Genomic DNA, 22,394 nt, shown 5'->3' with positions numbered 1-22,394 from the left:
GGGCCGTCGGCAGAGCGTCTGCCGGACGTCAGCCCGGTGAGGCCTCGGCAGCTGCCCGAGCCGCGGCGGGCAAGGCCTCGAGGATCCGTGCCACCGCGTCGTCGTCGTGCGAGGCCGAGACGAACCAGGCCTCGAACACCGACGGCGGCAGCGAGACGCCCTGCTGCAGCATCGACCGGAAGAACGGGGGATAGCGGAACGCCTCCTGCGCCTTCACCGTGTCGTAGTCGACGGGCGGCGTGGCCGCGAACTGGATCGAGAAGAGACTCCCCGAGCGCTGTACGACGTGCGTCACCCCGGCTTCGGACAGGGCGGATGCCGCGGCATCCGCGATCGTCGCCGCGGCCGCATCGATACGCGCGTAGGCGGCGTCGTCGAGGTGGTCCAGCGTCGCGCGCCCGGCCGCGACGGCGAGCGGATTGCCGCTCAACGTGCCCGCCTGATACACCGGACCGAGGGGCGCGAGCAGCTCCATGAGCGCTGCCGGGCCGCCGAGCGCGGCCAGGGGAAGTCCGCCGCCGACGACCTTGCCGAAGGTGATCAGGTCGGGGCGGAACGGCACGGGGTCGATGCCGTACCAGCCGGCCGGGCCGACGCGGAAGCCCGTGAGCACCTCGTCGAGGATCAGGAGCGCGCCGTGCGCATGCGCGATGTCCGCGATCGCGGCATTGAAGCCGCGCGACGGCGGGACGATGCCCATGTTGGCCGGCGCCGCCTCGACGATGATCGCCGCGATGTCGCCGCCCCGCGCCGCGAACACCTCGCGCACCGCATCGAGGTCGTTGTACGCGATCACGAGCGTCTGCGCGGCGATGGGCGCAGGCACCCCCGCCGAACCCGGCATCGCGAGGGTCGCGACCCCCGATCCCGCTTCGGCCAGCAGGCCATCGGAATGGCCGTGGTAGTGGCCGGCGAACTTCACGATCAGGTCGCGCCCGGTCGCTCCGCGTGCGAGGCGGATCGCGGTCATCGTCGCCTCGGTTCCGGTGGAGACGAGCCGCACGCGCTCGACGGGCCCGGCGATCGCGTTCGGACGGCGCACCCGTGCGGCGATCAGCTCGGCGAGCTCCGTCTCGCCCGGAGTGCTCGCCCCGAACCCGAGACCGTGGGCCGCGGCATCCTGAACGGCCTTCACGACCGCCGGATGCGCGTGTCCCAGGATCGCGGGACCCCACGAGCCGACGAGGTCGACGTACTCCCTGCCCTCGACGTCGGTGACGTACGGACCGGACGCCGACACGAAGAAGCGCGGTGTCTCCTGTACCGAGCCGAAGGCCCGCACCGGCGAGTTGACGCCACCCGGCATCGCACCGCGTGCGCGTGCGAACTCCTGCTCGTTCGTCGTCTGCCCGCTCATCGGATCCACCCCGCCAGTTCCACAGCCCAGTACGTCAGCACCGCATCGGCGCCGGCGCGACGGATGCCGACCACCGACTCCTCGATCGCGCGGCGCCGGTCGATCCATCCGTGCGCGGCGGCGGCCTCGATCATGGCGTACTCGCCCGACACCTGATACGCCCACACGGGCACGGGGCTCGATGCCGCGGCATCGGCCAGCACATCCAGGTAGCTCATCGCGGGCTTGACCATCACGATGTCCGCGCCCTCGGCCACGTCGAATTCGATCTCGCGGGCGCCCTCGCGGCGGTTCGCGGGATCGAGCTGGTAGGTGCGGCGGTCGCCCTCGAGCGAGGACTGCACCGCCTCGCGGAACGGACCGTAGAAGGCCGATGCGTACTTCGCGGCGTAGCCGAGGATCGGTGTGCCGGTGTGCCCCGCTTCATCGAGCGCATCGCGGACCGAGGCGACCTGGCCGTCCATCATGCCGCTGAGACCCAGCAGCTGCGAGCCCGCCTCGACCTGTGCGATCGCCATGTCGCGGTAGCGCTGCAGGCTGGCGTCGTTGTCGACGTAGCCGCGCTCGTCGAGCACCCCGCAGTGGCCGTGGTCGGTGAACTCGTCCAGGCACAGATCGGTCTGCACCACGAGCGCATCACCCGCTTCGGCGACGGCGATGCGTGTCGCTACGTTCAGGATGCCGTCGGGATCGGTCGCGCCGGAGCCGACCGCGTCCTTGTGCTCGGGCACGCCGAAGAGCATCACGCCGCCGATACCGGCGGACGCGGCCTCTGCGATCGCCGACTTCAAAGACTCGGTCGTGTGCTGCACGACCCCCGGCATGGACGAGATCGGCATCGGGGCGCCGGCACCTTCGCGCACGAACATCGGCAGCACGAGGTCGGCGGGGTGCAGGCGGGTCTCGGAGACGAGCCGGCGCATCGCGGGCGTCGCGCGCAGGCGGCGAGGGCGGTCGATCGGGCGGGGAGCGTTCGCGGCGGAGCGGGGGCTGATGCTGCCCGCCCCGTCGGAGTGTGCAGAGTTCATGGACGGGCTCCGGTCAGGCCGGCCGCGCCGGCGTCGATCAGTTCGCGCGCGACCGCCTCGGCGACATCGCGAGCGGGGTCGCCGTCGTCGGGCCAGACGGCGCCGTGCGACGACGTCAGGATCGTCGCGCCGTCGAGGCTGTAGACGCTCGCCGACAGCAGGAGCAGCCCGGCATCGACCACGGCATGTGCGCCGACGGGGGCCGAGCAGCCCGCTTCGAGAAGCGCGAGCACGTGACGCTCCGCCTCGACGGTGGTGCGCGTCTCGGCGTGGTCGAGCGCACGGACCAGGCGCTCCTCGCCCCGGCGCACTTCGATCGCCAAGGCGCCCTGCCCGGGCGCGGTGGGCCAGGAGTCGATGTCGAGGTATTCGGTGACGACGTCTGTGCGGCCGATGCGTTTCAGTCCGGCGGCGGCGAGGACCACGGCATCCAGATCGCCCTCCGTCACGCGGCCGAGGCGCGTCTCGACGTTGCCGCGGATGTCGACCACATCGAGATCGGGGCGCTGAGCACGCAGCTGCGCCATGCGACGCGGTGAGCCCGTGCCCACGCGGGCTCCCGCGGGGAGAGTCTCGAGGGTGAGCCCGTCGCGCGCGCAGAGCGCATCGCGCGGATCTTCACGTGCGGGCATCGCCGCCACGACGAGCTGATCGTGCGGCGCCGTCGGCAGGTCCTTCAGCGAGTGGACGATGACGTCGCACTCGCCCGCCAGCAGGGCGTCGCGCAGCGCGCCCGTGAACAGGCCGGTGCCGCCCGCGCGGGAAAGCGGCTCGTTCGAACGGTCGCCGTCGGTGGTGATCGTCACGAGCTCCGTCGTGACCCCGGTCGCATCGGCGAGGTCGTCCGCGACCATCCCGGTCTGGGTGAGGGCGAGCGTGCTGCCACGCGTTCCGATGCGCAGAGTGCTCTTGGATGACGCGGTCACCGCACGACCTCGGCGATCTCATCGAGTCCGATGCGGCGGCCGGTGTAGAACGGCACCTCTTCGCGGACGTGCCGGCGCGCCTCGGTCTGGCGGAGGTCGCGCATCAGGTCGACGAGCTCGACGAGTTCGGGGGCCTCGAGAGCGAGGATCCACTCGTAGTCGCCGAGCGCGAAGGACGCGACCGTGTTGCTGAGCACGGTGCGGTGCTGCGAGCCCTTGCGGCCGTGGTCGGCGAGCATCTGGCGGCGCTCGTCGTCGGGGAGGATGTACCAGTCGTACGACCGCACGAACGGGTAGACCGTGAGCCACGCCTCGGGCTCTTTGCCGCGCATGAACGCCGGCAGGTGGCTCGAGGTGAACTCCGCATCGCGGTGCACGCCCATCGCGTTCCACACCGGCAGGAGCGACGCGAGCGGCTCGGCACGGCGGAGGGTTCGCAGCGCCGCCTGCTGCAGATCGGGAGATCCGCCGGTCAGCCAGATCATGAGGTCGGCGTCGGCGCGCAGGCCCGACACGTCGTAGAACCCGCGGACGGTGACCCCGGATGCCTCGACCTCCGCGACCGCGGACGTCAGATCGCCGGCCGAAGCGGGCCGGTTCGGGTCGCGGCGGAACACGGCCCAGAGGGTGAAGCCGAGGGTGTCAGTGGAGCTGGTGGCCGGAGCATCCGTCATGCCATCCATCCTTTCACTCCCAAAGGCGGTGTTCCCCGGGGTTCGCCGTTTCCCTCCCGCTCCGTGCGGGACTCGAGCGCCGCGTCGCTGTCGATGTCCCGATTTCGGTCGATCCGGCGGCGCTGACCGATTGTGGGACACGACGGCCGGATTGTGGGGAAAGAGGTGCGGGGGCGCGGTCAGCGAGCAAGGAGATCGATGGCGGTTCGCTCGGCATGCGCGACGATGCCCGCAAGGCCCGACCCCGCGACGGTCTCGCCGACGACGATCGCGCCCGACGAGGAGGCGGGCGCCGGCCGGATCCACGCAACGTGAGCGGATCCGACGACGACGGGCAGCGCCACTGCGAGCAGCACCTCCGCGTCCGCGCGGGCCGCGGCGATCGGGTCGGCGGGCACGGCGTCGTACGACAGCCGCAGCACGTGGCGTCCGTCCGCGGCTTCGCGCAGCCACGCCCATTTCGCCGTCGCATGTGTGAGGGCGCGCGCGGCGACGGGCGCTCCGGCGGCGACGAGCAGACCGCTGCCGCGGGGGGCGGCATCCAATTCGTCCTGTTCGACGACGAGCGTGACGAGGTCGATCCGCCGACCGAGGCGGGGCGCAGCAGCGAGGTCGGAGGCGGCGATCACGACGGTGCCGTCCAGCGCGGCGGGGTCTTCGACGCGGATGCCGAGACGGACCTTTCCGCCGTGACGCTCGAGGTCGTCGCCGAGCGCGGGCACGAGCCGGTTGATTCCGCCGCGGATGCCTGCCACGGCTGATCCCGGAGGCGCAGCCGCCCGCAGGCGCGCGACGGCCCCGGTGAGCGATCCCGCCTCGATCAGGGCCGCGGGAAGCCCAGGATGTGCACGCTCGATCGGAAGATCGTCGGGATGCTGGGAGTGCACGCCGTGCACGACAGGCGCGACGAGTCGGTCGAGCATGTGCTCGCCGAGGCGTTCGCGCACGAGCGCACCCAGCGACGTCGGCGTCGGTCCGAGGGGGAGGGCATCGAGCGACGCCGCGCGCAGGGCGGCCTCGCGTCCGACCACGCGCACAACGTCGTCTGCGAGGGGATCCGCCGGAATTCCGAGGAGCGCGGTCGCCGGCAAAGGCACGGCCGCTCCGCGCGCGGGCTGCAGCCACGCCGGCCCCGGGCGCGGCTCGACGATATCGCCCGCCATGCCCAACTCGGCCAGCAGCGACGCCACGGCGCCGCCGCGTACGGCGAAGCTCTCGGCGCCGGCATCCAGTCCGATTCCCGCGACCTCGTGACGGGCGACGGTGCCGCCGAGGCGATCGGATGCCTCGAACAGCACGACCTCTGCACCCGAGAGGGCGAGCCGCCGGGCTACGACGAGCCCCGCGACGCCACCGCCGACGACGGAGAAGTCAGTCACGGGAGTGGACGAACTCCACGATGCGGGTGAGGACGCCCGGGTCGGTGTCGGGCGGCACGCCGTGACCGAGATTGACGACGTGCGCGCGGGCCGCGCGGCCCCGAGCGAGCACATCGAGGATGTGGGCTTCGAGCACCGGCCACGGCGCCTGCAGCAGCGCGGGGTCGATGTTTCCCTGCAGCGTCACGTCGGGGCCGACGCGTCGCACGGCCTCATCGAGCGGCAGGCGCCAGTCGACGCCGAGCGCGTCCACCTCGATGTCGCGCATCGCCCCGAGCAGCTCGCCCGTGCCGACGCCGAAGTGCACGAGCGGCACGCCGAGCTCGCGCACCGGTTCGAGCGCGCGGGCCGAGAACGGCGCGACGTGCGCGGTGTAGTCGGCGAGACTCAGCGAGCCGGCCCACGAGTCGAACAACTGGCCGGCCGAAGCGCCCGCCTCGATCTGCGCGGTGAGGAAGGCGCCCGTGATGTCGGCGCACCAGATCAGCAGGGCAGCCCACGTCTCGGGATCGGAATGCATGAGCGCCCGGGTCTTGAGCTGCTCCTTCGAAGGCCCGCCCTCGACGAGATACGACGCGAGCGTGTACGGAGCCCCGGCGAAACCGATGAGGGGAGTGGGGCCGAGCTGCGCCACCGTGGCCGCGACCGCCTCACGGATCGGGGAGAGCGCGGCGGGGTCGAGCGGCGGGAGCCCGCGGACGTCTGCAGCGCTGCGCACCGGATTCTCGAGCACCGGACCACGCCCCGCGACGATGCGCACGTCGACGCCGGCCAGGCGGACCGGAATCACGATGTCGCTGAAGAAGATGCCCGCATCGACGCCGTGACGGCGCACGGGCTGCAGGGTGATCTCGCTCGCGAGCTCGGGGTTCAGGCACGAGTCGAGCATGTCGGTGCCCACCCGGAGCGCCCGGTATTCGGGCAGGGATCGACCCGCCTGCCGCATGAACCACACCGGGGTCGTCGCCGGCCGTTCTCCGCGATACGCGCGGATGAGAGCGGGAGGACTGTACCCGTCGGCCAGGGTGGGATGTGTGGGATGAAGCGGCACGCCCTCAACTTTAGGCTCCCCTTCCGGGGGTCACCCCTACGGCCCGGTCTCCGAGGGTGCTCTACCATGGAGGGGTGCTCCTCTGTCTGACCGCGAACCATCGGAACGCGAGCCTCGACATCCTGGAGCGTCTCTCCGTGGGCGCGCCTTCTGCGACGCGCGCCCTCGTGGACGGCGAGATCTTCGTCTCCGGCGCGGTGGTTCTGGCCACGTGCAACCGGTTCGAGGCCTACCTCGACATCGACGAACCGCTCACCGGCGGCGAGGCGGTCGCTCTCGAATCCGTCGTCGAAGCGATGGCGGCAGCATCCGGTGTCTCCACCGATCTGCTGCGCTCGTCGGTGGCAGTGCACCAGGGAGCGGATGCCGCAGCCCACCTGTTCGCCGTGACGAGCGGCCTGGAATCCATGGTCGTCGGCGAGGACGAGATCTCGGGCCAGGTGCGCCGCGCTCTCGACACCGCACGAGCCGAGGGTATGAGCAGCAGCGAGCTGGAACGTCTCTTCCAGAAGGCCACCCACACCAGCCGCGGTGTGCGCAACCGCACCCAGCTGCGCGGCGCCCACCGTTCACTCGTCCGTCTCGCGCTCGAACTCGCCTCCAGCCGCGTGGCGGACTGGAGTGCGTCCCGCGTCGTGGTCGTCGGTACCGGACGCTACGCCTCCCGCACCGTCGACGCGCTGCGTGCGCGGGGTGCCGGTGACATCCACGTGTTCTCCCCTTCCGGGCGCGCGGCCGCATTCGCGGTGAAGCACGGGCTCGTCGCCGTATCGGACTTCCGCGCCGCCGTGGCGGACGCTGACGTCGTCATCACGTGCACGGCGGATGCCGTCGTGCACGCCGACATGTTCGCGCCGGCGCACCGCGTGCTCGTGATCGACCTCGGGCTGCCGCGCAACGTCGACCCCGCGGTGGGCCGCGTCGAGGGCGTCGAGCTGCTCGATCTCGAGACGATCCGCCTGCACGCGCCGCTCGCGGAGTTCAGCGCACACGCCGACGCCCGCGCGATCGTCGGCGATGCCGCGACCGAGTTCGCCGCCGACCGCGAAGCCGGCCCCGCGATCACCGCGCTCCGCCAGGATGTGCTCAAGGTCGTCGACGACGAGATCGCCCGTGCCCGTTCGCGCGGCGCCGGCGATGACGTCGAGGCCGCCCTGCGCCATCTCGCCGGAGTGCTCCTGCACAAACCGTCGGTGCGCATCCGTGAACTCGCCGTCGAAGGGCGCATCGACGACGCCCGCGCCGCACTGGAACTGCTGCACGGACTCGCGATCGACGACGAATCCGCCGCCGGCGGCGCCGAAGCCGACGACTGGACCGCCTCGGCCTGACGCACTCGGTCCGGCGCGACGTTCGTCGGGCGTGACGGAGTGGATGCGGTGTGACGCGTGGATCCGGTGTCACCTGGCTGGCTGGCTGGCCGGCTCGGCGCGAGGTGGCTGATTCGAAGTGGGGCGATTCTAGGTAGTCGATTCTTCGGGGCTGCGTGGTGAATACGCGCGTGCTCCGTCTGGCGTGAAGCAGTCGATGGGCAGACGTTCGACCCTTGTGGCCATCGAACATATGTTCTAAACTGGAGGCATGAGCCTCGATGACCACCTCGACGGTCTTCCCGCAGGCCCGAGTCTCGACGGGGCCGACGGGTGGTTCGAGGTGCCGGACGCAATGGACTTCGTGCTCGAGGCTGCCGCCATGCTGTCAGTCTTCGCTGCCTACCAGTTCGAACACGTCGACGCGATGCGTCGTGAGCTGCTCGCCGAGGCATCCGGTCGCGGTATCGGCGTGCGCGAAGTCATCGAGCGGGGCATTCGACTCGAGTTGGCTGCCGCGCTGCGCGTGACCGAGCGTGCCGCAGGCGAACTCATCACGCGGGCGGAGGCGCTCGTCCATCGCTTCCCGCGCATGCTCGATGCTTTGAGCCGCGGACGTACGACAGAGCGGCATGCCGAGATCCTCGTCGACGCGATGATGAGCGTCGAACCCGAGTTCCACGACCGCATCGTTGAGGCTGCAATCGAGCTGGCCGAAGTCGAGTCCGTCGGAACATTCCGCAGATCGCTGCGGAAGCTGATCGAGGCTGAGCGTACACAGACCCTGCTGGAGCGTCACGAGGTCGCGCTCGATCAGCGCCGTGTGCGCGTGGAGTTCGGTGACGACGCCATGGCGTGGCTGATGGTCTACCTTCCCGCTGTCGAGGCGTGTGCGATCCAGGCGCGTGCGACCGCGATGGCCAAAGTCATCGCGGCGCGCGAGGGTGAAACTCGCACGCTCGATCAGATCCGAGCCGATGTGATCGCCGATCTGCTCATCGAGGGTGAGGCGACTGCTCAGTCGGCCGACGTGCGAGGTATTCGAGCGACGGTGGCCGTGACGGTCCCCGCGCTCGCACTGCTCGACGATGCCGTTCCGGGGGCCGAGCCGGCGACGGTCGAAGGTATGGGGCCGATCCCCATCGCAAGGGCGCGCGAATTGTGCGGCGGAGCAGACGGATGGATGCGGGTCCTCACGCACCCTGAGACCGGCATGGTGCTCTCGGTGGGGCGCGACCAGTATCGGCCGCCACCGGGACTGCGCAGACTCGTCAAGTGGCGGGCCGATCGGTGCATGGCTCCGGGGTGCGGGATGCCTGCCTCGCGATGCGAGATCGACCACACGATCGCGTGGGAAGTCGGCGGAACGACGTCTCTCCTCAACCTCGCACCGATCTGCAAGGGCCATCACATCGTGAAGCACCACGGCGGGTGGACGGTGAGACAGGTCGACGGCAGCGGGGGTGCCCTGGAGTGGACGTCCCCATCCGGGCGGCGTTATCGCGTCGAGCCCGAGAGGCGAGTTCCGGTATTCCGGCCTGCCGCCGCGCGAGACGCACCGTTCTGAACGCGACCCGCTCAGGCTCGTCTCCGGTCCTGCCGTAAGTTCGTGCAGCAGGAATGCGCCCGGAATCCGATCTGCTCGGGTCTTGTCCTGCCGTAAGTTCGTGCAGCTGGAGCGCGCCCAAGGGTCCGATCTGCGCTGGTCCCGTCATCCCGCAAGCTCGTGCAGCAGGAATGCGCCCAAGAACCCGATCGTCGCCCAGAGGCCCGTCAGCGCGCGCTGCTCGTCGAACGCTTCGGGAATCATGGTGTTGCACACCATCGCGAGAAGCCCGCCCGCGGCGATCGTCGTGATGAGGGCCACGAGGTTCGGCGACGCCGACTGGAACGCCACGTATCCGAGCACCGATGCCGCGACGGTGATGAATGCGATCCCGCCCCACAGCAGCGCCACAGAGCGCGCGCTCGAACCGCTGCGCTTCAGTGCCGCGGTCGAGCCCAGTCCTTCAGGGAAGTTGCTGATCGCGATCGCCGCGACGATAGGGATGCTGATTCCGCCCTGCAGCACCGACAGGCCCATCACGATCGACTCGGGAATGCCGTCGATCAGTGCGCCGATCGCGATCGCCGCGCCCGCACCTCCGGCGAGCCGTGAATGGGCGCGGCGCGCGACGATGTTGGCGGGCACCGCTGCCGGCTTCGCCTGCGGGCGCGTGACCAGCCAGTCCGCCACGATGTACAGCACGGCGCCGGTCAGGAACCCCACGCTGGTCGGAACGAGTCCGCCGACGTCGGCGGCCGCTTCGACGAGTTCGAACGCCAGCGTCGAGATGAGCACGCCGGCGCCGAGCGCCATGATCCCCGCGACGACCCGTTGCGGAATATCGATGAACCACGCGACGGCGGCACCGACGAGCAGTGTGCCGCCCCCGATCAGGCCGCTCAGCGCCGCGAGCCACAATCCCTCCATGCGGTCAACTTAGCGGCAGACACCGTCCGCGGCCGTCGGGCAGGCGTTGCGAGTCGAAACGCGTCGCGGACCACCGGATTCGACTCGCACGGCGGTGCGTGGGTGCCGGAGTCCGAGGCGCGTGGCCGCCGGAACCGCCGGTGCGCCCCAACCGGAACGGGAACGAGAACGGGAACGGGAGCTGGAGCTGGAACGGGAACACGTGGCGTCGTGCCCGATCACATGCCGTGTGCCGCTCCCCATCGTGCCGCGCCCGCCGGCACATGAGCGGGGTGCGAGCAGTGCGAGCAGGGGCGAGCGGGGGCGAGCAGGGCGAGCGGGGTGCTAGCGGGGTGCTAGCGGGGTGCGGGCAGGGCGAGCGGGGTGCGAGCGGGGTGCGAGCAGGGCGTGAGCAGGGCGTGAGCAGCGTGCGTCAGACCTTCGCGGTTTCGCGGGCGCGTAGGTCCTTTCGCAGGATCTTGCCGGCGGTGGATTTCGGGATCGCGTCGATGAACTCCACGCGCCGCACCTTCTTGTGCGGCGCGACCTGCTCGGCGACGAAGATCATGACCTCGTCCTCGGTGAGTCCGCTGTCGGGCGCGGTGACGATGAAGGCCTTGGGGATCTCTTGCTTGTCGTCGTCGAGCACGCCGATGACTGCGGCATCCATCACCTTCGGATGGCTGAGCAGCAGCGCCTCGAGCTCTGCCGGAGCGATCTGGTAACCCTTGTACTTGATCAGCTCCTTCACCCGGTCGACGATCGAGAAGTAGCCTCCCTCGTGGAACACCGCGACGTCGCCGGTGTGGAGGAAGCCCTCGGCGTCGAGGGTCTCGGCGGTCGCCTCTGGCTTGTTCAGGTAGCCGAGCATGACGTTCGGCCCCTTGACCCACAGCTCGCCGGGTCGGGTCACCCCATTCGGCCCCACCTCGGTGATCTCTTCACCTGTCTCGGTGTCGACGAGCTTGTTGAGCGTGTTCGGCAGCATGGTGCCCACCGAGCTCACCGGCACGTCGTGGCGCTGATGCGGCATCGCGTGCGAGACCGGGCTGAGCTCGCTCATGCCGTAACCCTGCATCATGCGCGCGTTGATGCGCCGGCCCGCCAGCTCGGCGGTCTCTCCATCAAGGGGAGCGGCGCCCGAGAACACGGTGTGCACACTCGAGATGTCGAACTGGTCGACGACCGGATGCTTCGCGAGGGCGACCGCGATCGGCGGCGCGATGTAGAGATACGTGCACTGGTACTTCTGGATATTCGTGAGGAACTCGACAAGATCGAACTTCGGCATCGTGACCAGGCTCGCGCGCTGGTGCAGGGCCAGGTTGAGCAGCACGGTCATGCCGTAGATGTGGAAGAACGGCAGTACCGCCAGCACGCGGTCCGTCGTGCGCAGATCGAGGATCGGCCCGCACTGCTCGACGTTAGCCACCAGGTTGCGGTGTGACAGCATCACGCCCTTCGGGATGCCCGTCGTGCCCGACGAGTACGGGAGTACGGCGACATGCGTTGCCGGATCGAACGAGACATCGGGCGCGGGTGAGCCCTCGGTGAGCAGTTCTCTCAGATTGGCGTGCCCGGGCGCGCCGTCCAGCACGATCACGCGATCGTGGGGGATGCCGACGGCCTCGGCCGCAGTGGACGCCTGGGGCAGAAGCGGACTCACGGTCACGAGCCATGTGGCTCCGGCATCCCGCAGCTGCTTCTCGATCTCGCCGGCGGTGTACAAAGAATTGATCGTCGTCACCGTGGCGCCCGCGCGCAGGATCCCGTGGAAGACGGTCGCGAATGCGGGGACGTTGGGGCAGAGCAGGCCCAGTACCGTGCCGACCGTGACGTCGCGCGCGGCGAGGGCGCCCGCGAACGCATCGATCTGGGCGCGCAGCGCTCCGTACGAGGTCTCGGCGCCGGTGGCCGGATCGATGAGCGCGACGCGGCCGAGATCGTCGTCGGTCAGGCTCGAGAACAGGTAGTCGTAGATGCTGACTTCGGGGATCTCGACATCGGGGTGGGGACTGGTGAACACCGGATCTCCTTCGATCGTGGGACGCGACACTGCGCCGAGCCCCATCATGCCATCGCAACCTCGAAATGTGGCACGCGATGCCAGAGAGCATGGGACGCAGTCCCAGCGTCGGATCGGACGAGGCCGACCGAGGTCGGCCCCCGGGACGCACCCTGACCGGCGCCCCGGGGAACCGGTCAGTGCGCGAGAGCGGGCTGACGCCCGGCGCTCGCGAGTCTTTCGGCGGCGAGTCCCTCCGCGGCCTCGAGAGGCGTGACGCTGCGCGCCTCCGACTCGTCGAAGACGCGGCGCACCGTGTCACCGATGCGCGCGACGCGCTCCATGATCTCGGCGCGAGTGCCCAGCTTCTTCGCCTCGAGGTCGAGGTAGATCACTCCGCCGGCGTTGACCACGAAGTCGGGCGCATACAGGATGCCGCGTGCGGCGAGGCGCTCGGCGCCCGCTCGCTCGGCGAGCGGGTTGTTCGCGGGACCGCATACCGCCCGGGCATCCAGTGCGTCGATGACGTCGTCGGTGAGAAGCCCGCCGATACCCGCGGGAACGAAGACATCCGCCGGGACGAGGTGCTCCTCGCCCGGCATGCTCCACACGGCGCCGAGGTCGAGGGCGAGATCGCGCTTGGCGGGGTTGACATCGGTCACCGTCAGCACCGCGCCTTCGGCGGACAGCCGCACCGCCAGGCGGCTGCCGACCTGGCCGAGGCCCGAGATCGTGATGTGACGGCCGTGGACGTCGGCCGAGCCGGTGACCCGCTCGAGGGTGGTGCGCAGCGACTCATAGACCCCGAGGCTGGTGGGTCCGGCGGGCTCGCCCGATCCGCCGACGGCGTCGGGGAGTCCGACCACGTGCTCGGTGCGTTCGCTCACGATGAGCATGTCGTTCGAGGTCGAGCCGACGTCTTCGGCCGTGCGGTACAGACCGTGAAGCGACTCGACGGCGTCGCCCAGATCGAGGAACGCGGCGCGGCGCCGTTCGGTGTCGAGCACCGTGCCCGGCGGGACCGCGATGACGGCTTTGCCGCCGCCCGCGTCGAGACCCGCCGCGGCATTCTTGAGAGTCATGGCGGCCGACAGGCGCAGGGCGTCGCCGAGGGCATCGCTCCAGTGCGGATACGTCCACATGCGCGCACCGCCCAGTGCCGAGCCGAGTGCCGAGGAATGCAGCGCGACCGCGAGGAACAGGCCGCTGCGTCGTCCGGTGAGCACCTCTACGCGCTCATGGGTGAATTCGGGCAGGCGCAGTGCGGGTGCCGCGGCTGCGGATCGCGGTCGGGCCGGAGCGGGCGGCGCGACGATCGCCGGTGATTCGGAGTGTTCGGGCCGTGTGCCGTGTGTGCTCTCGTCGCTCTGCGTCTGCGTCTGCGTCTGCGTTGCGGGTGTGGCGGGCGGGGCGTTCGTCATCGCAGGTGATTCGGAGGGTTCGGGCCGAGGGCTCTGCACGCTCTGTGCGCTTTCGTCACTCTGCGTATGCGTTGCGGGTGTGGCGGGCGGGGTGTGCGTCATCGCATTCTTCCTTCGGCGGCCTCGTGGGCAGTGCGCTACGGATGCCGCTGCGTTGCGGCATCCGTTCCTATTGCACACCGCCGCGACGGATTGTTCAACCGGGTCGAAGGCAGCTGCGCAGAGTGCGTGGTCCTCGCAGCAGATCCGCGATGATGCATGGCAGACTGCGCTGCGTGGCCGTACGGGGCGCGAACGCGGGTGTCGCGGCCGCGGTACAGTCGCAGGGTGTCCGGCGCCTATACCCATGGTCATCACGAGAGCGTTCTGCGGTCGCACCGCTGGCGTACCGCCGAGAATTCGGCGGGCTATCTGCTCCCGCATCTCAAGCAGGGCATGCGCGTGCTCGACGTCGGATCGGGACCGGGAACCATCACCATCGATCTTGCCGGCCTCGTGGCCCCGGGTCTCGTCACCGGCATCGACGCGTCGCCCGCGATCGTCGAACAGGCCGCGTCCGCCGCGCGGGAGCGAGGGATCGGCAACGTCGATTTCGTCGTCGACGACGCGTACGCGTTGGATGCCGTCGACGATACGTACGACGTGGTCCATGCGCATCAGGTGCTGCAGCATCTCGATCGGCCGGTCGACGCGCTGCGCGAGTTCCGGCGGGTGGTTCGGCCAGACGGCATCGTGGCGGCACGCGATGTCGACTACGAGGGCGTCATCTGGTACCCGCTCGTGCCTGGGCTGGACGAGTGGCGCGATGTCTACCTTCGCGTGCATCGGGCAGTCAGCGGCGATCCCGCCGCAGGCCGGCGACTGAAGGCATGGGCGCGCGCAGCGGGATTCGCCGACGTCACCTCGAGCGTGTCGACCTGGCTCTTCGAGTCGCCCGAGGACCGGGCGTGGTGGGGCGGGGCCTGGGCCGAGCGCGCCGTCTCATCCGACTTCGCCCGTCATGCCGTCGATCTCGGGTTCGCGGATCGCGCGGCGCTCGAGCGCATGGCGTCCGGCTGGAACGAGTGGGCGGCATCGGAAGACGGCTGGCTGCTCATGCCGCACGCCGAGATTCTCGCGCGTGGCACAGCCGACGATTCCCCCGCATAGCGATCGCAGCGCCTTTGCTCCGGGCCGCTGCACGCGCGTCGGGTACGGCGGCACCGATAAGTAGGCTGTCCGGGTGACCGCGCACCTTCCCACCCGCAGCCGCCTCGTCCATGAGTCCCTCCGCACCGCGGGGATCGCCGGCGACATCGTCGTGCTCCCGGATGCCGCGTCCACCGCCGTGCTGGCGGCCGCGGCCCTCGACATCGAGGTCGGTGCGATCGCGAACAGCCTCGTCTTCTGGTGCGACGACGAGCCACTCCTCGTCATGACGAGCGGTGCGCACCGCGTGGACACCGCAGCCCTGGCCGACCGTCTCGGTCGCGGGAGGATTCAGCGGGCGAGCGTCGAGCAGGTACGGGAGGCGACGGGTCAGGCCATCGGCGGGGTCGCACCGACGGGGCATCCTGCGCCGCTCACGACCATCGTGGACGAGGATCTCGCGACATACGACGAGATCTGGGCCGCCGGCGGGACTCCGCACACGGTGTTCCCGCTGACGTTCGACGAACTCGTGCGCCTCACCGGCGGGACGGTCGCGAAGGTCGACTGACCGCGGACCGACCGAGCGCGGAAGCTGAGCGCGGACTGACGGAGCGCGGACCGACGGAGCGCCCAGGATTGAGCGCCGACTGAGCGCCTACTGACTGAGCGCGCGCTGCCAACAGCGGACCATCGCGGCGGTCGCGTCCTGGTTGGGCGAGCTCGCGGGATCGCGCTCTCGCCTGATGCTCAGCCGCGCGACCGGCCGATCCGCCGCTCGAGCTCGCGCGCGGCCGACGCCGTCAGCGACGCCATTTCCGCCGCATCACGTTCTGTGTCGGCGGGCCAGGTGAGCGCGATCGCGGCGGCCGGCCATCCGGTGTGGTCGCGCACCACCGTCCCGATCGATCGCAGACCGAGTGTCACCTCGCCGTCCTCGACCGCGAACCCCCGCGCGCGGGCTTCACGCAGCAGATCGCGCAGTTCCCCTGGGCGTCGAGGACCGCGACCCGTTCGGTCGGCGAACGCTCCGGCATCCGGAAAGAGCGCTCGCACCTGCTCGCGCGGCAGGGCGGCGAGCATGGCCCGGCCCGTCGCAGTCAGATGTGCGGGGAGACGGACGCCGACGTCGGTGACCAGTGCGGGACGGTGGGCGGCGCGCTCCTCGACGATGTAGAGCACATCACGGCCGTGCATCACGGCGAGGTGGGCGCTCTCGTGGCCGCGGTCGACGAGATCGGCGAGCACGGGTCGGCCGAGCCGGGCGAGGGGCTCTTGCCGGGCGTAACCGCCGGCGAGCTCGAACGCGGAGATACCCAGGCCCCAGCGCCGCTCTTCGGGCAGGTGCACGACGAACTGGTGCTCCTCGAGCGTCGCGAGCAGGTGGTAGAGGCTCGACCGTGCGAGCCCGAGTGACGTGGCGATCGTCCGGGCGGGAACAGGTCCGCGCTGGCGCGCCAGGAAGGTCAGAATGCGCAACGTCTGATCCGCTGCCGGCACCTGGGGCCGCAGCGTCTCATCGGACGTCGGAGAGGACGCGTGGCGCGGCGGCACCGATCCGGAACTGTCTGGCATGACAGACACAGGATGCCATGACCGCCTGTCGCGCGACACCCCGGCGGTGTGGAATCGGAGCATGACACACCTTGCCGCACACCTCGCGGTCGATACGCCCGGCGATGTCGTCACGGTCGGCGCCGCCCCCCTGCGCCCAGAAGAGGTCGTCGCCGTCGCGCGGCACGGCGCTCGCGTCGACATCGCGCCGGCGGCCCGCGCACGGGTCGCAGCGACCCGAGGACTGGTCGAGAGTCTCGCCGACGACCCCGAGCCGCACTATGGCATCTCGACGGGATTCGGCGCCCTGGCCACCACCTTCATCGCTCCCGAGCGACGTCTGCAGCTGCAGGCGAGCCTGATCCGCTCGCATGCCGCCGGCACCGGAGCGGAGGTCGAGCGCGAAGTCATCCGCGCGCTCATGGTGCTGCGGCTCCAGACCCTCGCCACCGGGCACACCGGCGTGCGGCCGGTCGTCGTCGACACCTACGCAGCGATGCTGAATGCGGGAATCACCCCGATCGTGCGGGAGTTTGGTTCGCTCGGCTGCTCGGGCGATCTCGCCCCGCTCTCGCACGTCGCGCTCGCCGCGATGGGCGAGGGTCGCGTGCGCGACGCGGAGGGGAACGAACGCGATGCCCTCGAGGCGCTCGCCGCCGCTCGGCCCACGCACCCCGAGGCTGCGGGCGACACGCCAGCGACACCGGGGGACGGCGTGGGGGTTGCGCCCGGGGAGAGCGTGGGGCCTGCGCCTGGCGAGGACGTGGGAGTTGCGCCTGGGGAGGGCGTGGGGGCTGCTGCGTCTGGTGGGGGCGTGGGTGCTGCGCCGGGGGAGAGCGTGGGGGGAATCGCCCCACTCGTCCTGCGCGAGAAGGAGGGCCTCGCCCTGATCAACGGCACCGACGGGATGCTCGGGATGCTGCTGCTCGCGATCCACGATCTGTCGATGCTGCTCGACACGGCCGACGTCGCCGCCGCGATGTCGGTGGAGTCGCAACTCGGCACCGACGCCGTGTTCGCGGCCGACCTGCAGGCTCTCCGCCCCCACGTCGGCCAGGCCGCGTCGGCGGCGAACCTGCGGACGGCGCTCGCCGGCTCGCCGATCGTCGCCTCGCACCGGGATCCCGCCGTCTGTACGCGGGTGCAGGACGCCTACTCGCTGCGGTGCTCGCCGCAGGTCCATGGCGCCGCCCGCGACACCGTCGAGCACGCCCGCCTCATCGCCGCCCGTGAGCTTGCGTCCGCCGTCGACAATCCGGTGATCACGGACGACGGCCGCGTGGAATCGAACGGCAACTTCCACGGTGCGCCCATCGCGTACGTGCTCGACTTCCTCGCCATCGCTGTGGCCGACGTCGCTTCGATATCGGAGCGCCGCACTGACCGCGCACTCGACCCGGCCCGCAGCAACGGGCTTCCGCCGTTCCTCGCGCATGAAGTCGGCGTCGACTCGGGCCTCATGATCGCGCAGTACGCGGCGGCGGGGATCGTCTCGGAGCTCAAGCGCCTCGCGGTGCCGGCATCCGTCGACTCGATCCCTTCGTCGGCCATGCAGGAGGACCACGTGTCGATGGGATGGGCGGCCGCTCGCAAGCTCCGCCGCGCCATCGACGGGCTCTCGCGGGTGCTCGCGATCGAGGTGCTCACCGGTGCCCGCGCGCTCGACCTGCGTGCTCCGCTGCAGCCCGGACCTGTGACCGGTGCCGTGCGCGACCTGGTGCGCACGGTGGCCGCCGGCCCCGGCGCCGACCGATTCCTCTCACCCGACATGGAGGCGGTGACCTCGCTCGTCGCATCGGGCGCCGTCGCTTCCGCCGCACTCGACCCGTCCACGAAGGAGTGACGATGACCATTTCGACTGGCTCAGCGACCGGAGCAGGCTCGGCCTCGGCAGTTCCGGATTCCCGTACCGGGGGCACCGGGGAGGCCAATACCGAGGATGTCTCCCGCACCGGGGATGCCGAGAGCACCGGGGATGTATCCAGAATCGGGGATGTCTCCAGCACCGGGGATGCTAAGAGCAGCGCGGGCACAGCGGGCACAACGGGCGCAGCGGGCACAGCGGGCGCTGGGAGTGCGGGGGTCGCTGGGGGTGCCGGGAGCGCCGAGGGTGTCGCGCGCAGCGGGGCCGCTGCGAACGCCCCGCGCACGGTTCGCGCGCCGAGGGGGCCGGTGCGCACTGCCAAGAGCTGGGGCGCCGAGGCCGCCAAGCGCATGCTGATGAACAACCTCGACCCCGAGGTCGCCGAGCATCCGGAAGACCTCGTCGTCTACGGCGGCACCGGCAAAGCGGCGCGCAGCTGGGAGGCGTTCGATGCCATCGTGCGCACGCTCGACGAGCTCGAACCCGACGAGACGCTGCTCGTGCAGTCGGGTAAGCCCGTGGGCGTGTTCCGCACGCACGAATGGGCGCCGCGCGTGCTCATCGCCAACTCCAACCTCGTGGGGGACTGGGCGACCTGGCCGGAGTTCCGCAGGCTCGAAGCCCTGGGCCTGACGATGTACGGCCAGATGACCGCCGGGTCGTGGATCTACATCGGCACGCAGGGCATCCTGCAAGGGACGTACGAGACGTTCGCCGCCGTCGCCCGGTCGCTCGCCGCACGCACGGGCGCGGACGAGTCGAACGCCGACCTCGCCGGCACCCTGACGCTCACCGCGGGATGCGGAGGGATGGGCGGTGCGCAGCCGCTCGCCGTGACGCTCAACGGCGGCGTGGTGCTGATCGTCGATGTCGACGAGTCGCGCCTCGCGCGACGTGTCGAGCACGGCTACCTCGACGAGTACACGACCAACCTCGACGCGGCAGTCGACTGGGTCGTCGCCGCGAAGAGAGCCGGCGCGGCGCTCAGCGTCGGAGTCGTCGGCAACGCCGCCGACATCTTCCCCGAGCTGCTGCGGCGGGGCGTCCCGATCGACATCGTGACGGATCAGACCAGCGCACACGATCCGCTGGCGTATCTGCCCGTCGGCGTCGCGTTCGCGGACTGGAAGGTCGAGGCATCCGCCGATCCTGAAGAGTTCACGCGACGCGCGCGCGAATCGATGGCCGCGCACGTGGCCGCGATGGTCGGATTCCAGGATGCCGGAGCCGAGGTCTTCGACTACGGCAATTCGATCCGGCGAGAGGCGGAGCTCGGCGGTTTCGAGCGGGCCTTCGCGTTCCCCGGATTCGTGCCGGCCTACATCCGCCCGCAGTTCGCAGAAGGACGAGGACCGTTCCGGTGGGTGGCGCTGTCAGGCGACCCCGCAGACATCGCCAAGACCGACCAGGCCGTCAGAGAGCTCTTCCCCGAAAACGCGGGGCTGGTGCGGTGGCTCGACAAGGCGGGTGACACCGTCCATTTCGAGGGGCTTCCGGCACGCATCTGCTGGCTGGGCTACAAGGAGCGGCATCTCGCGGGCCTCAGGTTCAATGAGATGGTCGCGTCGGGCGAGCTCGCCGGTCCCATCGTCATCGGCCGCGACCATCTCGACGCGGGCTCGGTGGCGAGTCCGTACCGCGAGACCGAGGCCATGGCGGACGGGTCGGACGCGATCGCCGACTGGCCGCTGCTGAACGCGCTGCTCAACACCTCGAGCGGCGCATCGTGGGTGTCGATCCACCACGGCGGAGGTGTCGGCATCGGCCGCAGCATCCATGCCGGTCAGGTCACGGTCGCCGACGGCACCACTCTCGCGGCCGAGAAGATCGAGCGCGTGCTCACGAATGACCCGGGGAGCGGAGTCATGCGCCACGTCGACGCCGGATACGAACGGGCGAAGGAGGTCGCGCGCGAGCGCGGCCTCAACATTCCGATGCTGGACGGGTGATCACATCATCCATGTTCCGAGTTCCTCCGTTCCGGACCGGCTGAGTGGCGGATCTCGGGACATGGAGGCGAGAATGCGGGACACGAAGGGAGCGATGCCGTGGGCACTACGCTGCTGACCAACATCGGCGAGTTGACGACCAACGTCCCGCAGCGCGGCGACCGGCTCGGCACGCTGCGCGACGCCGCCGTGCTGATCGAGGGATCGCGCATCATGTGGGTGGGTGCTGCGGCGGATGCCTCGGCCGTCGCCGCAGCCAGCGCCGCAGCCAGCGCCGCCCCGGGGTGGATTCATCACGTCGGGGCGGGGAAATCACGCCCCGACGTGCACGATCGGCCCCGGGGCTATGCGGGTGGTCCCGAGATCAGACATCACGGCCTCGAGGTCGTCGACGCCGAGGGTCGCGCCGTCATCCCGGGCTTCGTCGACAGCCACACGCATCTCGTGTTCGGCGGAGACCGCGCCGACGAGTTCGAGGCGCGCATGACGGGGACGCCGTATGCGGCCGGTGGCATACGGCGGACGGTCGAGGCGACCCGCGGCGCGAGCGACGAGGAACTGCGGACGCGCCTCGCGCGACTCGTCGCCGAACTGCATGCTCAGGGAACGACGACGTTCGAGATCAAGACCGGATACGGCCTCACCGTGCACGACGAGGCCCGGCTCGCACGCCTGGCAGCCGAGGTGACGGCCGAGGTGACGTTCCTCGGCGCCCACGTCGTGCCGACAGAGTATGCCGAGCGGCGCGGCGAGTACGTCGAGCTCGTCACGGGGCCGATGCTGCAAGCGTGCGCACCGCACAGCCGCTGGATCGATGTGTTCTGCGAGCGCGGCGCATTCACGCCCGACGAAGCCCGGCAGATCCTCGCTGCCGGGATCGCTCACGGTCTCGAGGCGCGGGTGCACGGCAACCAGCTGGGGCCCGGGGAGGGCGTGAGCCTCGCGGTCGCGATGGGAGCGGCATCCGTCGATCACTGCACCTATCTGAGTGACGCCGACGTCGCCGCGCTCGCGTCGAGCTCGACCGTGGCGACGCTGCTGCCCGGCGTCGAGTTCTCGACGCGCCAGCCGTACCCCGATGCGCGTCGCCTGATCGATGCGGGTGTCACGGTGGCGCTCGCGAGCGACTGCAATCCCGGCTCGAGCTTCACCAGCTCGATGCCGCTCATGATCGCCCTGGCTGTGCGCGAGATGGGGATGACTCCGGCCGAGGCCGTATGGGCGGCCACCCTCGGCGGTGCGCGAGCCCTCCGTCGCGCCGACGTCGGCGCGATCGCCCCCGGCATGCGGGCCGACCTCGTGATGCTCGACGCCCCGACCCGTGTGCATCTCGCCTATCGGCCGGGCGTGCCCCTCATCAGGGGAGTCTTCGCGGGGGATGCGCGCCGCTGATCGAGGCGACGCGTGTGCCCCTCATCGGGGGGTCTTCGCGAGGGGTGGGCGCCGCTGATCGAGGCGACGAGTGCGCTGCAACTCCTCAGGGCGTGGCCGGTTTCCGCGCGGATCCGGCGCTTCGCGGGCGGCGCGGCTGTCGCTCGCGAAGTCGTGACGCGGCACGCACGCGGACGATGTGCGCCGGTCGTCGAGTAGACGCGCGTGCCACAACTCCCGAATCGCGCGTCGTAAGGATCGCTCGAGGAGGTGTGACGCGGCGCAGGCACGCACGGACGGGCGTCGCGTACCGACGGGGTCAGCGCGTGCCACAACTCCTGAATCGCGCGTCGTAAGGATCGCTCGAGGAGGTGTGACGTGGCGCAGGCACGCACGGACGGGCGTCGCGTACCGACGGGGTCAGCGCGGTGTGTCGATCGTCCAGGCGTCGGGTTCGAGCGCGCTCGCGACGTCCCAGTCCTGCTCGTTCCACGTGAAGGTGGCGACCGCGCACGTGGGCATATGGGCGATCCCGCCGTCCGACAGTCGATCGGCGAGCACAGTCATGCCGGGATCGTGCGCGACCACGATGACCGACGACGCACCGCTCGCGGCCGCGGCAGCCAGAAGCGTACGCGGCGAGGCCCCGTACAGCTCGGGATCGAGTGACACCTCGGCGTCGAACTCGGCGCCGAACGCCCCTGCCGTGGACCGGGCGCGCAGCGCCGTGCTCGAGACGATCGCCTCCGGGCGGAAACCCGTGGCCGCGAGCCGAGCGGCCATGACCGGAGCGTCGCGCCGGCCACGCTCGTTGAGCGGTCGGTCGTGATCGTCGAGCGACGCGTCGCCCCAGTCCGACTTCGCGTGCCGCACCAATACGAGGCTGATCATCGCGTCGTCTCCTCTCCGGTTGTGATGTCTCGCA

General features: G+C 70.5%; 17 protein-coding genes and 1 pseudogene. 7 read left to right on the top strand and 11 right to left on the bottom strand.

Annotation, left to right across the window (positions count from 1 at the left end; all coding sequences use genetic code 11):
- Nucleotides 1–28: 28 nt before the first annotated feature.
- The 6 genes from hemL to hemE all read right to left on the bottom strand — a co-directional run bounded on the left by hemL (nt 29) and on the right by hemE (nt 6,415).
- Nucleotides 29–1,357: a glutamate-1-semialdehyde 2,1-aminomutase gene (gene hemL / locus KEC57_RS01480; RefSeq protein ID WP_229382742.1), complete on the bottom strand. Its 1,329-nt coding sequence runs from the start codon at nt 1,355–1,357 to the stop codon at nt 29–31.
- Nucleotides 1,354–2,385: a porphobilinogen synthase gene (gene hemB, locus KEC57_RS01475; RefSeq protein WP_267492026.1), complete on the bottom strand. Its 1,032-nt coding sequence runs from the start codon at nt 2,383–2,385 to the stop codon at nt 1,354–1,356. The genes hemL and hemB overlap by 4 nt, the downstream gene beginning before the upstream one ends.
- Nucleotides 2,382–3,311 (bottom strand): hydroxymethylbilane synthase, encoded by a 930-nt coding sequence (gene hemC / locus KEC57_RS01470; RefSeq protein ID WP_308187551.1) that lies wholly within the window; start codon nt 3,309–3,311, stop codon nt 2,382–2,384. Before hemC ends, hemB begins: the two co-directional genes overlap by 4 nt.
- Complete coding sequence (gene hemQ / locus KEC57_RS01465; protein ID WP_229382741.1) at nt 3,308–3,985, bottom strand: hydrogen peroxide-dependent heme synthase; 678 nt, start codon at nt 3,983–3,985, stop codon at nt 3,308–3,310. The genes hemC and hemQ overlap by 4 nt, the downstream gene beginning before the upstream one ends.
- Before the next feature lie 179 nt (nt 3,986–4,164).
- Nucleotides 4,165–5,364: a protoporphyrinogen/coproporphyrinogen oxidase gene (locus tag KEC57_RS01460; RefSeq protein WP_229382740.1), complete on the bottom strand. Its 1,200-nt coding sequence runs from the start codon at nt 5,362–5,364 to the stop codon at nt 4,165–4,167.
- Nucleotides 5,357–6,415, bottom strand: coding sequence for a uroporphyrinogen decarboxylase (hemE, locus tag KEC57_RS01455; RefSeq protein ID WP_229382739.1), 1,059 nt, complete (start codon nt 6,413–6,415; stop codon nt 5,357–5,359). The genes KEC57_RS01460 and hemE overlap by 8 nt, the downstream gene beginning before the upstream one ends.
- 74 nt (nt 6,416–6,489) lie before the next feature.
- Here hemE and KEC57_RS01450 point away from each other — a divergent pair, with 74 nt between their 5' ends.
- Entirely contained in the window at nt 6,490–7,746 is a 1,257-nt protein-coding gene (locus KEC57_RS01450) for a glutamyl-tRNA reductase (RefSeq protein WP_229382738.1), read from the top strand.
- Between the two features lie 250 nt (nt 7,747–7,996).
- Nucleotides 7,997–9,292, top strand: a complete 1,296-nt coding sequence (locus KEC57_RS01445; protein WP_229382737.1) for an HNH endonuclease signature motif containing protein — start codon at nt 7,997–7,999, stop codon at nt 9,290–9,292.
- Nucleotides 9,293–9,436: 144 nt separating this feature from the next.
- Here the strand turns inward: KEC57_RS01445 and KEC57_RS01440 are convergent, their stop codons facing one another.
- The 3 genes from KEC57_RS01440 to KEC57_RS01430 form a co-directional block, all read right to left on the bottom strand.
- Nucleotides 9,437–10,198 (bottom strand): ZIP family metal transporter, encoded by a 762-nt coding sequence (locus tag KEC57_RS01440; protein ID WP_229382736.1) that lies wholly within the window; start codon nt 10,196–10,198, stop codon nt 9,437–9,439.
- Between the two features lie 412 nt (nt 10,199–10,610).
- Nucleotides 10,611–12,203, bottom strand: coding sequence for an AMP-binding protein (locus KEC57_RS01435; RefSeq protein WP_229382735.1), 1,593 nt, complete (start codon nt 12,201–12,203; stop codon nt 10,611–10,613).
- Between the two features lie 176 nt (nt 12,204–12,379).
- Nucleotides 12,380–13,603 carry a Glu/Leu/Phe/Val dehydrogenase family protein gene (locus tag KEC57_RS01430; RefSeq protein ID WP_229382734.1) on the bottom strand — a complete coding sequence of 408 codons (1,224 nt, stop codon included), beginning with the start codon at nt 13,601–13,603 and terminating at the stop codon, nt 12,380–12,382.
- Nucleotides 13,604–13,930: 327 nt separating this feature from the next.
- Between KEC57_RS01430 and KEC57_RS01425 the strand changes: the two genes are divergently transcribed.
- Nucleotides 13,931–14,752: a methyltransferase domain-containing protein gene (locus KEC57_RS01425; RefSeq protein WP_229382733.1), complete on the top strand. Its 822-nt coding sequence runs from the start codon at nt 13,931–13,933 to the stop codon at nt 14,750–14,752.
- Nucleotides 14,753–14,825: 73 nt separating this feature from the next.
- The gene (locus KEC57_RS01420; RefSeq protein WP_229382732.1) at nt 14,826–15,302 is read left to right on the top strand and encodes a YbaK/EbsC family protein; all 477 of its coding nucleotides are present in this window, start codon (nt 14,826–14,828) and stop codon (nt 15,300–15,302) included.
- A 179-nt stretch (nt 15,303–15,481) separates the two neighbouring features.
- On the opposite strand, the gene KEC57_RS01415 is transcribed toward KEC57_RS01420, so the two are convergent.
- On the bottom strand, nt 15,482–16,306 hold the full coding sequence (locus tag KEC57_RS01415) for an IclR family transcriptional regulator (protein WP_267492025.1): 825 nt from the start codon (nt 16,304–16,306) through the stop codon (nt 15,482–15,484).
- A gap of 61 nt (nt 16,307–16,367) precedes the next feature.
- On the opposite strand from KEC57_RS01415, the gene hutH reads away from it, so the two are divergent.
- The 3 genes and pseudogenes from hutH to hutI all read left to right on the top strand — a co-directional run bounded on the left by hutH (nt 16,368) and on the right by hutI (nt 21,490).
- Nucleotides 16,368–18,128, top strand: a complete 1,761-nt coding sequence (hutH, locus tag KEC57_RS01410) for a histidine ammonia-lyase (RefSeq protein ID WP_229382731.1) — start codon at nt 16,368–16,370, stop codon at nt 18,126–18,128.
- Nucleotides 18,129–18,430: 302 nt separating this feature from the next.
- Nucleotides 18,431–20,098, top strand: a pseudogene (hutU, locus tag KEC57_RS01405) (urocanate hydratase); the annotation flags it as partial.
- Between the two features lie 99 nt (nt 20,099–20,197).
- Nucleotides 20,198–21,490, top strand: a complete 1,293-nt coding sequence (gene hutI / locus KEC57_RS01400; protein WP_229382729.1) for an imidazolonepropionase — start codon at nt 20,198–20,200, stop codon at nt 21,488–21,490.
- Between the two features lie 399 nt (nt 21,491–21,889).
- Here the strand turns inward: hutI and KEC57_RS01395 are convergent, their stop codons facing one another.
- Nucleotides 21,890–22,360, bottom strand: coding sequence for a SixA phosphatase family protein (locus tag KEC57_RS01395; protein ID WP_229382728.1), 471 nt, complete (start codon nt 22,358–22,360; stop codon nt 21,890–21,892).
- Nucleotides 22,361–22,394 lie beyond the last annotated feature (34 nt).

This window comes from Microbacterium allomyrinae (genome assembly GCF_020682705.1).
In the GTDB taxonomy this organism is placed as follows: Bacteria; Actinomycetota; Actinomycetes; order Actinomycetales; family Microbacteriaceae; genus Microbacterium; species Microbacterium allomyrinae.
The sequence above is the reverse complement of the archived record's forward strand: the minus strand, read 5'-3'. Positions and strand labels throughout refer to the sequence as shown.